Below are 13,269 nucleotides of genomic sequence, written 5' to 3' on the forward strand. Positions count from 1 at the left end.
AACAATAGCAACAATCGAGCCGAACAGGATTGGGCTTGTCCAGCAGTGCTGGAGCCTCTAGCACGATTCATCACTCATTCCCAAGCTCCGGCTTAGGAACGCTGCTTCGCTGGTTGAAGAGAATCGTGACGTTTTTCAATCGAAGCAGAGCTTCGAGAAATTGGGTTCCCAAACTGGAGTTTGGGAACCAGCGTAATGCAAATTGTGTCGGTCAATCGCTCACGCGACGCCAATCAAAGTCGGTCGACTCGTCGTGCTCCACCAACAAACGGTCGTCGGTCAATTCGATGATGATCTCTTCGGCTTGATCGCCGTAGATTTTCGAGACCAGTGCGATTTTCTTGGCGGGCGTTCCGCCCAACGTTTTGAGAATCATCACCCCTTGTTCGATCTTCCATTCGATATCGAACGTCAGTTTTTTAGCAAACAAGGCTGCCCCGATACCTTCGGGTTCTACGATCATCGTGGCTGTGCCGTCCGCGCGGAGGTCCATGGTCCGTTTGCCGTGATAATCATCTTCCCAGGTCCCGATCGCTTTTTGTCGCAACTCCTCGTCCCGGTTGTCACCAGGGATAGGGAGCGCGATCTCCGGCGACGGGTTGTCGCTGCGTGGAGGCAAGGATTGAATCGCCAGAGCGGCCGGTTGTTTTTCAGCAACAGCCGGATGGTGATCGACATACGATGTCCAGGCCCAGAAAATCGCCAACGACAGGCAAATGATCACGCCGAAGTGCCGCTGCACGGGACGCTTGGACTGTTTCGTGGGCTTCGACATCGGCTCAACACCTCTTTGTTGTCTTCGCGGGTTTTCTACGCGGCGAGCGGGAGAGCAAAATAACAAGTCTGCTCCATCCAGCTCCACGCAAGACGGGGGACTTTACCCAAGCTCGAATTTTGATGCAATTGGAGTTTGTCCTCCCCGCCAAAATTGCCAGTGCGCTGGTGCTCTGAAGTTCACCAATCCCAGATGAAGACAGCACGATCGCGCGCAGCTCGCTGCAGGTCTCTCGGCATGGAAAACTCGCCGGATCACCGCACTGCGTGACAAGCCAGCTGTGGCACCCCGCTCCGGAAGTTCATATTATTGCCAATGTTACGAATAAAATCCGCGGTAACTCCATTTGGAAAACCGGGTTTTGAGATCAGTGCGGCAACTGCTTCTGGACGCCACCGGTTAGCCATGTCATGATGCATGTACGCGGATTCGTCAAAAGCTTGGCCGGGGAAGTCAACTCGTTGTAATTCATGGACTCCGGTTTCCCGCAGGCTCAGGGGGATCGCCGGTGCGGGGATTCGACTTTTCTCGAATGACCATCTCAAAACTCTCCGATTTGCTATGAACATTCTGGCCTGATCGACTGTCGAACAAACATCACCAGGTATTGAAACCAATTCTCAGGCGATGCCGCATTGGGATCTGCGATGGAAACTGAATTTGCACAGGTCAGTGGTACCAGCCGGACGATTGCGATCATTCGCTTGATTCTCGCCTGGATCGGGACGTTATCCATCCTGCCCTACACGTGGGGGCGCACGATTGTGTATTGGATGTCCCAAGGAGCACCGGAAACATCGTTTCTGCAACTGCTGATTGCCACCATTGCTGGGCTGGCGGTGCTGACTTATGGAGTCGGTAGCAAATTCAGACATCCCCGCACTAAATACGTGCTGTTGGGCTGCGTCGTGGCCTCGTGGCTAGCGGCCAATGTGGCGTTGATTTGGACGAACTCCGGCACGGTGATCTCGCGGTTTTCTCTGCTGCCGGGATTCTTACCGGCGACGCTGTTTGTGCTCTGGCTGGGTTGGATAGCATTTCTGCCTTGGTCCTGGCCGCGACGGTTCTTTGTGACCTGCGCGACGGCAGTGTTGCTAATCCCGTTTCTCATGATCTATCGCGTGGCGGGTTTGACCGGCGACGGCAAAGTCGACTTCGCATTTCGCACGACCGCGCAGCGGACGTTTGCCGCAGACAAAAAACCCCAAGCCAACGACGCGGTTGATCCCTCTGAGCACACGCTGAATGTGGCCCCGGGTGATTTTCCGCAATTTCTCGGCCCGGATCGCAACGGTGTCATCACGGGTGTGGATTTGGCCCGTGACTGGGAAGCGAATCCGCCGCAATTGTTGTGGCGCAAACCAGTGGGATATGGCTGGAGCGGATTTTCTATCGTCGGCGATTACGCGCTGACGCAAGAACAGCGCAACGAACGGGAATGCGTGGTCTGTTATGACATCAATACCGGCGATGAAATCTGGGTGCACAGCGACGACGCCTTTTACGATTCCACTCTGGGCGGCCCCGGCCCGCGGGGGACTCCGACCGTTCGCGACAATCGCGTCTACACCTGGGGCGCCACCGGCGTGCTGGATTGCTTGGATGGTTCAACCGGGGAAGCAATCTGGTCCAAAAACGTGCTTCAGGAAGCCGACGCCAACAATCTTACCTACGGCATAAGTTCGTCGCCGCTGGTGACGGACACATTGGTAATGATCGGATTGACCGGCGGCGAGCACCCCGCTTTGGTCGGCTATGATCGAGAGACGGGCGAACAAGTCTTTGCCGCCGGGGAATGGAAAACCAGTTATAGTTCGCCGATTTTGGTAAACGTCGACGGTGTTCCTCAGGTCTTGAACTTCACCCGCAACGGCCTGCTGAGCCATGATCCGGAAACCGGCCAAGTCTTGTGGCAACACAAATTTGGCAACGATCAAGGAATCAATGCCTCGCAACCGTTAATGGTTCCCGGGCGGGACGATCAGATTTTTCTGAGTAGCGGATACGGCGTAGGCAGCGAATTGATCACCGTCAAACAGACCGACGGCAAGTGGAACATCACCTCAGAATGGACCAGCCGCCGCATGGCCACGAAATTCACGACAGCTGTGATCGACGGCGACCATGTGTATGGTTTGGACAACGGCATCTTTGCCTGTATTTCGTTGAAAACCGGTAAGCATGTCTGGAAGAAGGGCCGCTACGGACACGGACAAATCCTGCAGGTGGGCGATTTAATTCTTGTGCAAACCGAAAAGGGGCCGGTGGTGCTTGTTGATCCCGATCCGGAAAAACTGATCGAGCTCGGCCGCATCCCCGCCTTGTCCAGCAAGACTTGGAACACGCTCGCCTACGCGCACGGCAAACTGCTTGTCCGCAACGATCTGGAAGCTGTTTGTTACGAATTGCCGCTGGCCAAATCGGCGGAGTAACCGCGCGGTCAGGTCTGGGGTTTGCGAGGCCCGAACCACTGCGGCATGCGCTTCTTCCAAAACGATGGCGAGGCAGCGACACGCAAACGGGGCAAATACAACCGCGCTAAAATCCCGATCGCACGCTCACGCCGGTGGTCGATGCGATCTAGATAGCGGGGGATGACAGCAGCGTCTACCAGACGATCCATCACTCTCAGCGGCGGCCAAACCGGTTTCCAAGCCCGCGTCGCGTTTTTTACGTCGTCCGGGATGTGGCAATCGAAATAACGAGCCGTATACCGCAGGGCGTAATAGCAGGGGCCGGCCAAGTCAAATTGTTCAGCGAGGGTCACGAGGTGTCGCCAAAAATGCTCGGTGGTCGCTAACTCCTCCAGCATGCCCCGCAAATCGGCCAAGTCTCGCAGGCCTTTGGAAAAATCACCGTTGCGGAAAAGATGCGTCGCCGCATGTAAAAACATGTCTGCCGGACAGAGCACCAGGAATTGATCGTTCCCCTCTTCATAAGGGACCGCCTCGTCGAATAACAATTCGGGCCGCACTTCCAAGCGATCGGTCCGTGGCAAAATCGTATGGTGCACATCGAGCGACGTACCGCGACGGAAGTGTGTCAGCGGAGGCAACTCGTGCAACCATTCGCGGTAGTACTGTTCATCGAGCGGGCTTTCCTCATCGGCGATCCATCCCCAGTCACGGAGCTGCGCTTCGGCGGCGGCCAAGTTTTGTCGAGGAAGCAAGACATCGACATCAGTAATCACGCGGCCCCGTGAAAAGCGGCATCCCGCCAAAAGGTATGCGGCGCCTTTGAGAAAGACGACCGGTGTTTCCATCTCCATGAGCGCGCGTTCGACCCGTTTGACTTCCCACAAGGCGATCCGCTCGTGTTGGATAGCGACGGTTCGCGCAGCTTCCAAGTGCGGACGGGGACCGTCGGGGATCTTCTCCAGCAGTTCCAATTCAGCAACGCGGACCGCCAAACTAGAAAGCAAACTGGTCACGCGTGCCGCACGCAACAACACATCCCATTCCGCAGGCGAGAGCTCTTCGAGATCCTCAGGCTGCCGCAGCGCTCCTAGCAGCAATTCGCGAATCCGGGTCGGCGCTGCGCCGATTTTGGCGGGACTCTCCTGGGAAGCACTCGGAGCGGAAGGAGGCGTTTCGGCCGGCAACGATGACTCCGCCGAATCCGCCTCGGGCTGTGCGGAGTCATCCAACTGCGTCCACTGCCCGACAACGGTCACCGCATCTTCTAAATCGCCGTAGGTCAGTTCATAACAGTCACACGCATCGACCAAGCGCGACAAAGCTGTAAAGCCCTCAGTGCCAAGCACGCTGTAGTTGAAGGAATCGGCAGCGGCATGGACCAAGGCGCGCGGTTTGGAGATGGGCGTCAGCTCCGTTTCAGCGCCGTGGCGATAGGCAGGAAACATCAACCAGCGCGGCTGGGCGGTCTCCCCGGCGCGGCGGATACTCTCTTCCGTGGGTAGGCAATGCGCGACCGTCCCTTTCGCCGTGCCGGGCCAACCGGGGCCGAGCACTGCCTCAGGGGCGAATTGTTGAATCACGTCGATTGAGGCATTTTTCAGTCCGATAGGACGGGTCGCCGGCACAACGCGGCCGTCGGTCCGCCGCAAGATCGCCACCTCGTCTGAGAGTAATCGCCAACCACGATGCGCCAGTGCCGCGCAAAATGTGCTTTTCCCCGAACCGGGAACTGCCGGCATAATCAGCGCATAGCCGCCTCGTTCGACGACAGCGGCGTGCAGGATCAAATTTGTGCTCGGCTGGTGAAACACGCAAAGGTTCAGTGTCCATTCCAACAATGGCACAGCGATGGCGCGCGGTTCGGAGGGATAGATCGCGCGCCCGTCGGCGATGATACTGACCCGTTTCCCGGTCATGCCGCGGGGAAGAACCACGACTTCATGATCGGCATAGTCGGCACCGTCTAGTACCGGGAAGCCGGCATAAAGGAAGGCGATGTTCTCGACGATGTCTTGGAGCGGCGTCCGCAACCGGACAATGAACGGTCCCACACGCCAACACAGGCCCTCACCGGCTGCCCGTTGGACTAACTGCGTTGTGGAAAGATCATTTAGCTTCACGTAACCGGCTCAATCAGCCCCAGTTGGTCGAAGTCGTCCAGAAGTTGCTCGACCTGATCGGCCAAGCTGTCGTCGTGCACATCACCCAGCGAGATGGTAACGCGTTTCACGATTTCCTCGAAGGGCAAACTGGCGTGTTCCAATTCTTTGAGGACGACAGCTGCCGGAGGACTCAAGACGTGCGTATCGCCCGAAGCGGTATGAAACAGGATGGTTTCGGTTTCATCCCAATTGCGCCATTGAAATGTTCCCAAGCGCGAAGCGGTCCACAGTTGATGAGGCTGTGTCATAGGAACCGGCCAGCAGGGCCAAAGCGTGGAGTTTGAGGGACAGCAAAAACAAGGACTAACGACGACGGCGTCTGACTTCGTCGTGTTCGCGGGCCTGTTCTTGCGTGTGCCAGCAACCATTGACCGATTCCGGATTTCCATTCACGATCGTATAGCTATTGTAGCCATACGATCCGTTGGTTTGAGCATGCGCAGGGCGTGCGTGGAGCGTGACGATTGCCGGAACCAGCAATGCTCCTCGCTTGAGCAATTGACGCCGTTTGGCGCGATTGGCGTCTTGTGATGTCATGTCGATTTCGTGATTTTCGTCGTTGTTGATCATCGTTTTCTTCACCTTCTTACCCGGCTCGTCACGCAAAATCACCGCAATTCCGGCTCAATGTATGACGAATGACTGCCCTAAATACTTAGATTTGCCCCAAACAGCCTATTTATGTTCCTGAAATTATCACGGACAATCAAGGCCGTGTCAACGAAATTTCGCTTGGTAGTCTTGAAAAGTCAGGGAATAGAGGAAAACCCTGAGCCATTGAAGAGATCAAGCCGCTTTTCCCTATCATCCTGATCGGCAGGTGAGGCTGTCGCAACCCCCTAAAATCGACAGAAACGTCATTTTCCAAGGGGATTTTTTCACCCGCAGCCACAGAAGCGGCTCAAAACGACGCCGCGCTTGAGTTGTCGTGGCCCCCCGATATGATGCGGAGATAGGAAAAATCGCCCTCGCACCCTCTCTCACCGAGCCAAACAGCGGCTCCCGAGGGAAACAACGGACGTCCCGTCGCAGCGGGGCGAACTCAATGTGCGGACGAAACCCAACCACTCTCCTGCCCAACCGACAACGTGGAACCCGACTTATGACGGAATTGACACCGGCACCAGGCCCCCGACCAGGGCCGCGCCCCCAATCGTTTCAAGCCCCTCAAGGGGACTTGACGCTGTTGGCGGGGACCGGAAATCCGCAATTGGCAGCGAAAATCGCTGCGGAGTTGGGTGTGCAACTGCTCCCCTCCGAAGCGCCGCGGTTCAGCGAGGGGAACGTCTTTGTCCGCGTGCTTGAGAACGTCCGCGGTCGCGATGTGTACGTCATTCAAGGCGTCCACCTGCCGGTCAATGACAACTTTATGGAATTGCTGTTTTGGATCGACGCACTCAAACGAGCCAGCGCGCAGCAAGTGACCGCCGTGATTCCCTTTTTCAGCTACTCCAAAGGGGATAAAAAAGACGAACCGCGTGTCTCGATCCGCGCACGCGTTTGCGCCGACGCTTTGGAAGTCGCCGGCTGCGACCGGGTGTTGACGATGGATTTGCACAGCCCGCAAATCCAAGGATTCTTTGGCATCCCCGTCGATCATCTCTACGGCCGGCATGTCATCTGCGATCATATCCAAAAACTGAACATCCCGGATCTCGTCGTCTGTAGCCCCGACATTGGATTCGCCAAAGATGCTGCCGCCTATGCCGACTTACTCGGCACGCCGGTCGTGATCGGCAACAAACTCCGCACCGGCCACGATGAAACCGTCCAGGCGTTGGAAGTGATCGGCGACGTCGAAGACAAAAACGTGCTGCTGGTCGATGACTTTACCATCTCCGGCGGAACGTTGATCGCGATGGCCGACATTCTCAAACAGCGCGGAGCCAAGGACATCTACGCCGCCGTCACTCACGGCGTGCTCTCCCAGGGAGCAGCGCCGCGCATTGGCAACAGCGTGATTAAAAAGCTGTTCATGACCGACACGATCGAATATCGACTCGACGAATTTCCCGATAATATCGAAATCATCCCCGTCGCCCCGGTCTTCGCCGAAGCCATCCGCTCCGTCCACGACCGCACCAGCGTCAGCCAACTGTTTCCGGAAAAATAAGAGTACCCACTTTCGGTCGCAGGTATTCGTAGCCACAGATTAAACACAGATCAAACACAGATTCACAGGAGTCAATCCCAAACCGACGGCTTGCCGTCGTGCACAGCGATCCTTGTCCAGCACGGTAACCGAATGATTTGCGACGTAAAACAACCGGTAGGGTCGTTTGGTCGCAACTATGATTTTGAAAATAAAAAAAGCCACAGAGGTCACAGAGAACACCGAGGAAAGATGGAATCAGCGGTCATCGTGGTTGAGAGAACTTCTCTGTGTCCTCTGTGATCTCTGTGGCTAGTATTTTCCTGCAAGACCAAGTGGTCGCAAAAAACGCAGAAGCTTGCCACAGACAGTTCCGCCATGTTTTATGCGTCTGCATAAACTTCTGATATCGATTTCGTGTGTTTCGTTGCTTTCGTGGTTCCTTTTCGAAGGTGATAATTTGCACAATAAACCCAACTTTGCAATGTGAAGGGCACGGATGAATACAGTTGAGAAAGAACAGCAGAGCGTCGCTGTGATATGAATCGGCTCTCAATCGTTCCTCCAGTTTGCTCAACAGATATCTGTGCTTTCGCTGTGGCTTATTGAAATCACGGCCAAGCCGTGTTGAATTTTCCAGGCTCCGGCAGCACCATTCGTTTTTATTCGCCCTGTTTTATTGAATCCGCACCTCCGATGGCCGCATCCAAAACGACTGCTCCCAAAAGCGACGCAAAAAAACTGACGCCGATGATGCAGCGGTACTTGGAGGTCAAAGCGGAGTACCCCGATTCGTTGCTGCTGTTTCGGATGGGCGATTTTTATGAACTGTTTTATGAGGATGCCGAATCCGCTGCGCGGGTTTTGAATCTTACGCTGACCAGCCGGGACAAATCTTCCGCTAATCCGGTGCCGATGGCCGGGTTTCCCTACCACGCGCTGGACGGTTATCTTCACAAATTGATTCAAGCCGGTTTTCGCGCATCAGTCTGCGAACAGGTCGAAGACCCTAAACAGGCCAAAGGGTTGGTCCGCCGCGAGGTCACACGCGTCGTTACCCCCGGCACACTGACCGAAGACGCACTGCTCGATCCGCGGCAACACAACTTTTTGGCCACGATCTTTCCCACCAAAACAGCGGTCGGCATCGCGTGGCTGGAACTCTCCACCGGACGCTTTGTCACAGCCGATTTAGCACCGGCGCATCTGGGCGACGAACTGGCGCGGTTGCAACCTTCGGAATGTCTCGTCCCCAGCGGCCAACGTCCCGATTGGTTGGAAGAGACCCTCAGTTTTGCCGACGGGATGCTGATCGGCGAACGTCCGCCCTGGAGTTTCGCAGCTGACAATGCCGGGCAAACATTACTCAAACACTTCGGCACAACGACGCTGGAAGGTTTCGACGTCGATATCACCTCCCCCGGTGTGGCTGCCGCCGGCGCGCTGTTGGAGTATGTGCAGGAGACGCAAAAAAGCTCGTTGGATCATATTACGCGGCTGGAACCGTATCGTCGCGGCACGAATTTGATCATCGACGAAGCAACCCGCCGCAGCTTGGAACTGACGCAAACACTCCGCGACGGCGCTCGGGACGGCAGCTTGCTCTCGGTGATCGACGAAACCGTTTCGCCCATGGGCGCGCGGCTTTTGTCAGATTGGCTGTCCAATCCGCTCACCGACCCGGTGCCTATCAATCGGCGACTCGATGCAATCGAGGAGTTGCTGCCCGATGCGGTACTTTGCCGCGATGTCCGCGACTGTTTGAAACAAACCTACGACCTGCAGCGGCTGACCGCCCGCATTGCCACCGGCCGCGCCAGTCCGCGGGATCTCGGATTTCTCGCCGCGACGTTGGCGCTGTTACCGAAATTCAAAGCCAAACTGGCCGGGCGCAGCAGTGACTTGTTGCGCGAGCTGGAAACCAACCTCGACCTGTGCGCCGACATCCGCGCCGATATCGACAACACGCTCGTGGATGAACCGCCGCTGAACTACACCGACGGGGGGCTGATTCGTGTTGGTTATCATGAAAAACTGGATGAACTCCGTGACCTGGCCCGCGGCGGCAAGGAATGGATCGCCCGTTATCAAGCGGCCGAAGCGGAACGGATCGGCATTCCGAATCTGAAGGTCGGTTTCAACAAGGTTTTTGGGTATTACCTGGAAGTCACCGCCGCCAACGCCGACAAAGTGCCGGCGGAGTACATTCGCAAACAGACACTCAAAAACCAAGAACGGTATATCACCCCCGCACTGAAAGAGCACGAAGAGAAAGTGCTCACGGCGGAACATCAGGCCAATGCCTTGGAACAGGAGTTGTTCTCAGCCCTGCGGGAATCGGTCCGCGGACACGTGGCCCGCCTACAAACCACGGCTGAGATTTTGGCTCAGATCGACGTGCTGACGGCATTGTCCGTGTTAGCGGTGGGTAACGATTATTGCCGGCCACAACTGACCGACGATCCGCTGCTCGATATCCGTGACGGCCGGCATCCGGTGTTGGATCGTCTGCAGCCGACCGGGCAATTCGTCCCCAACGACGTGTTGCTTGATCCGGAAAACTGCATGGTGCAGTTGATCACCGGCCCGAACATGGCGGGAAAGAGTACCTACATCCGCCAAGCGGCGCTGCTGACGATCATGGCGCAGATGGGTTCATTCGTCCCGGCCAATGCCGCCACGATCGGCATTGCCGACCGCATCTTCGCGCGGGTCGGGGCTAGCGACGAATTGGGCCGCGGGCAAAGTACGTTTATGGTCGAAATGACCGAGACCGCCCGCATTCTCAACGCCGCCACCGAGCGGAGCGTGGTGATCCTGGATGAAATCGGCCGTGGAACGAGCACTTACGACGGTATTTCGCTGGCTTGGGCAATCACCGAGTTTTTACACGACATCATCGCTTGCCGCACATTGTTCGCCACACATTACCACGAGCTGACCGAACTGAGCAAAACGCTTTCAGCCACCAGCAACTGGAATGTGTCGGTGCACGAGGATGACGATGGGATTGTGTTTTTGCACAAGATCGTCGAAGGCTCGGCGGATAAAAGTTACGGCATCCACGTCGCCCGCTTAGCGGGTGTCCCAACCGGCGTGCTGGAACGGGCCGACGTGATTTTATCAACGCTGGAAGCGGACCACGTCGATGAACACGGCCGCACCAAAATCCCCCGCCGCCACACCGACCGCAACAACCGCCAACTCTCACTCTTCGGCGTCGAACCGCATCCCATGCTAGATTCAATCCGCGACATGGACATCAACACCATGACGCCGTTGGCGGCACTGGAGAAATTGCAGCAGATGAAGGATGAGTTGCGGCAGTGAAGGGGGGAGGGGAGTGGCCGGTGGTGAGTGGCCGGTGGCCAGTAGTTAGTGGCGTGATGATCTTGTTGGAAAAGACCGCCGCGTTTTTTTGGGTCGAAGGCCAAGCACAACATAGCCTAGGGCAACGCCCTAGGTAAGCGTGATATGACCGTCAATCATTGGCCGAAGGCCATACACAATTGCCCGTTTGATCATGGCCGTTGGCCAAACAACGTTGGGCCTGTCCGCAGTCCTGGGGCGTTGCCCCAGGCTAAGGTGGAAAAAAGGCCTTTGGCCAAACATAGGCACGATGTTTGAAAGCGCTTGTTCGCGATCTTGTTTTGGTGACACAGATTCACACACGCCCCGCCTACAACATCTCATGCCCAATTTTGGCGAAGTGTTCATTTTGGACCGGGACGACGACGTTGAGGATCTGTTGCAGCACCTCGGCTGGGGAACCCATGGCGTTGATTTCGGAGATCATTTCGCTGGGGTAGTGATCCAAGACCGGGTACGTCTCTTGACGGTAAACCTCGAAGCGATGACGGATGACCGTTTCGTTAGCGTCGTCGGCGCGGTTTTCGCGAATCGCCCGTCGTCGCATGCGGTGCATCATTGCCTCTTCACTGGGGCAGACCAGGTGGATGAGCTTCAAGACGTTGACGTGCTCGACGATCATCTCGGCCTGTTCGACATTCCGCGGAATGCCGTCGAGCACCAGCAGATCTTCCTCCGGTTTGTAGTCCGACCGGGTCGTGAATGCGTCCATGCCCCGCTTCCAAATCCGTACCGTCAGATCGTTGGGCGCCAATTTCCCCTGGGAGCTATATTTATAGATCTCCCGCCCTTCGGGGGAATTCATGTGCAGGCCGCGAAAGACATCGCCGCACGACAGATGAAAAAAACCGGGAATTTGCCCGAGAATCGCCCCTTGGGTCCCTTTGCCCGCGCCGGGTGCGCCGAATAATAAAACCGTGTCGTACCCTTTTGTTGCCATCATGGACCTCGCCGTGTGGGTGACTGCGACTGATTGGGGACGGGCTCAGGACCGTCTTGTATTTGCCGTCGTGCTAATTAATTGGGCAGTCATCGTAATATACGACCTCAGACCGCTCAACACCCATGGCTAGGGGATCGCAACGGAATTACCGATTCGCTGCGATGAGAAACACCAGGTAAGACGGCTCATGACAGCCCACAACTGCATCCTCTCATTGTGGATTCGCGATTTTTTTGTTCGCACCAACCAACCACCAGGCTTGCTCGGTCGCTGCTTCAACAGCGGCAATAGTTCCCGCCGGGATACCGCCGCACCATGCGTTTCATTTCCAAGACCGTCAATGTCGACAAGATGCGGGAATGCTCAATGTCGGCGTGGCGGAGGATTTCATCGATGTGTACCGGCTCCTTGGGTACCAGGCTCAGAATCTGCCGTTCCTGATCGCTGAGCGATAATTCCCGCGGACTATGGACCTCCTCGGTGGCCGGGGGATCACTTTGTTCCGGTGGTTGAGGCGGCTGTTTGGGAATCGCGACCGGTTCGGTCAAAGGGCCGAGCTCTTCGAGGATGTCATCGACCGAGGTCACCAGTCGCGCACCGTCGCGAATCAGGTCATGACAACCGCCGCTAGCAGGGGAGTCGATCCGGCCGGGGATGGCGAAGACTTCGCGGCCCTGCTCCATCGCATGCCGCGCGGTATGCAGCGCACCGCTTTTACGCGAGGCCTCGACGACGATCACCCCCAATGACAATCCGCTGATGATGCGATTGCGTTGCGGAAACAATCCCGCCAAAGGTTTTTGTCCTAATGACGATTCGCTGACGACCGCGCCTTGCGCTGCCACTTCACGAGCCAACTCGACATGCTCGGCCGGGTAGATTTCGTCGACACCTGTGGCGAGCACGGCAATCGTGCGACCGCCGGCTTGTAGAGCGCCGCGATGTGCGAAGCCATCAATGCCTCGCGCCAAGCCGCTGACAACCGTCATCCCAGCGCGGGCCAACCCACCGGCCAATTTTTCCGCCATTTGCCGCCCGTAAGGGGTACAGCTCCGCGAACCGACCATCGCAATGGCCAACGAATCGCGCGGCTCAAACTGCCCCTGGCAATACAGCACCGCCGGCGGATCGGGGATTTCCCGCAGCATATTGGGAAAGTCGGGGCGGTGCGGCGCTAGCAAGTTCACCCCCCGTTGCCGACAACGCGCAAGGACCAATTGCGCCGCATCGCTACTCCGTGCCTCAAACAGCGCAGCAGCGACTTTCGGTCCGATGCCCGGCACAGCACGTAGCATGTCGGGCGGCGCAGCCAACACCTCTCGGGGTGTGCCGAACCGCTCAAGCAGCACTTGCGTGAGCCGCGGCCCGATTCCCGTTACGAGGCTAAGCCGCAGAGCGTCGAGCAACAGTTCGTCGTCTTGGAGGAGGTCGGTCACGTGGCGACTCATTGGAGAAGAACGCGTGGGGATGAGGCGTATCGTAACACGGGTTTGCGGCGGATTGCCAATAAA

At 56.8% G+C, this 13,269-nt stretch carries 9 protein-coding genes; 3 read left to right on the top strand and 6 right to left on the bottom strand.

Annotation, left to right across the window (positions count from 1 at the left end):
- Window positions 1–211 precede the first annotated feature (211 nt).
- Complete coding sequence (locus Mal52_RS29400; protein WP_145380452.1) at window positions 212–775, bottom strand: hypothetical protein; 564 nt, start codon at window positions 773–775, stop codon at window positions 212–214.
- 647 nt (window positions 776–1,422) lie between these two features.
- Between Mal52_RS29400 and Mal52_RS29405 the strand changes: the two genes are divergently transcribed.
- A complete protein-coding gene (locus Mal52_RS29405) occupies window positions 1,423–3,207 on the top strand; it encodes a PQQ-binding-like beta-propeller repeat protein (RefSeq protein WP_145380453.1) in 1,785 nt (594 codons plus the stop codon).
- An 8-nt stretch (window positions 3,208–3,215) separates the two neighbouring features.
- On the opposite strand, the gene Mal52_RS29410 is transcribed toward Mal52_RS29405, so the two are convergent.
- Genes Mal52_RS29410 through Mal52_RS30075 form a run of 3 tightly spaced genes read right to left on the bottom strand, consistent with a single transcriptional unit; the run spans window position 3,216 to window position 5,966 of the window.
- The gene (locus tag Mal52_RS29410) at window positions 3,216–5,312 is read right to left on the bottom strand and encodes an HprK-related kinase A (protein ID WP_145380454.1); all 2,097 of its coding nucleotides are present in this window, start codon (window positions 5,310–5,312) and stop codon (window positions 3,216–3,218) included.
- Complete coding sequence (locus tag Mal52_RS29415) at window positions 5,309–5,602, bottom strand: HPr-rel-A system PqqD family peptide chaperone (protein WP_197532313.1); 294 nt, start codon at window positions 5,600–5,602, stop codon at window positions 5,309–5,311. The genes Mal52_RS29410 and Mal52_RS29415 overlap by 4 nt, the downstream gene beginning before the upstream one ends.
- A gap of 55 nt (window positions 5,603–5,657) precedes the next feature.
- The gene (locus Mal52_RS30075) at window positions 5,658–5,966 is read right to left on the bottom strand and encodes a hypothetical protein (RefSeq protein WP_197534563.1); all 309 of its coding nucleotides are present in this window, start codon (window positions 5,964–5,966) and stop codon (window positions 5,658–5,660) included.
- Window positions 5,967–6,456: 490 nt separating this feature from the next.
- Here Mal52_RS30075 and Mal52_RS29420 point away from each other — a divergent pair, with 490 nt between their 5' ends.
- Both Mal52_RS29420 and mutS read left to right on the top strand, forming a co-directional pair.
- Entirely contained in the window at window positions 6,457–7,467 is a 1,011-nt protein-coding gene (locus tag Mal52_RS29420; RefSeq protein ID WP_145380456.1) for a ribose-phosphate diphosphokinase, read from the top strand.
- A gap of 675 nt (window positions 7,468–8,142) precedes the next feature.
- Window positions 8,143–10,776 (top strand): DNA mismatch repair protein MutS, encoded by a 2,634-nt coding sequence (gene mutS, locus Mal52_RS29425; protein WP_145380457.1) that lies wholly within the window; start codon window positions 8,143–8,145, stop codon window positions 10,774–10,776.
- A 349-nt stretch (window positions 10,777–11,125) separates the two neighbouring features.
- Here mutS and Mal52_RS29430 read toward each other — a convergent pair whose 3' ends face one another.
- Both Mal52_RS29430 and dprA read right to left on the bottom strand, forming a co-directional pair.
- Window positions 11,126–11,758: an adenylate kinase family protein gene (locus Mal52_RS29430; protein WP_231962013.1), complete on the bottom strand. Its 633-nt coding sequence runs from the start codon at window positions 11,756–11,758 to the stop codon at window positions 11,126–11,128.
- Between the two features lie 275 nt (window positions 11,759–12,033).
- Window positions 12,034–13,194 carry a DNA-processing protein DprA gene (gene dprA, locus Mal52_RS29435; protein WP_231962485.1) on the bottom strand — a complete coding sequence of 387 codons (1,161 nt, stop codon included), beginning with the start codon at window positions 13,192–13,194 and terminating at the stop codon, window positions 12,034–12,036.
- Between the last annotated feature and the right edge of the window lie 75 nt (window positions 13,195–13,269).

The organism is Symmachiella dynata (assembly GCF_007747995.1).
Taxonomy (GTDB): Bacteria; Planctomycetota; Planctomycetia; order Planctomycetales; family Planctomycetaceae; genus Symmachiella; species Symmachiella dynata.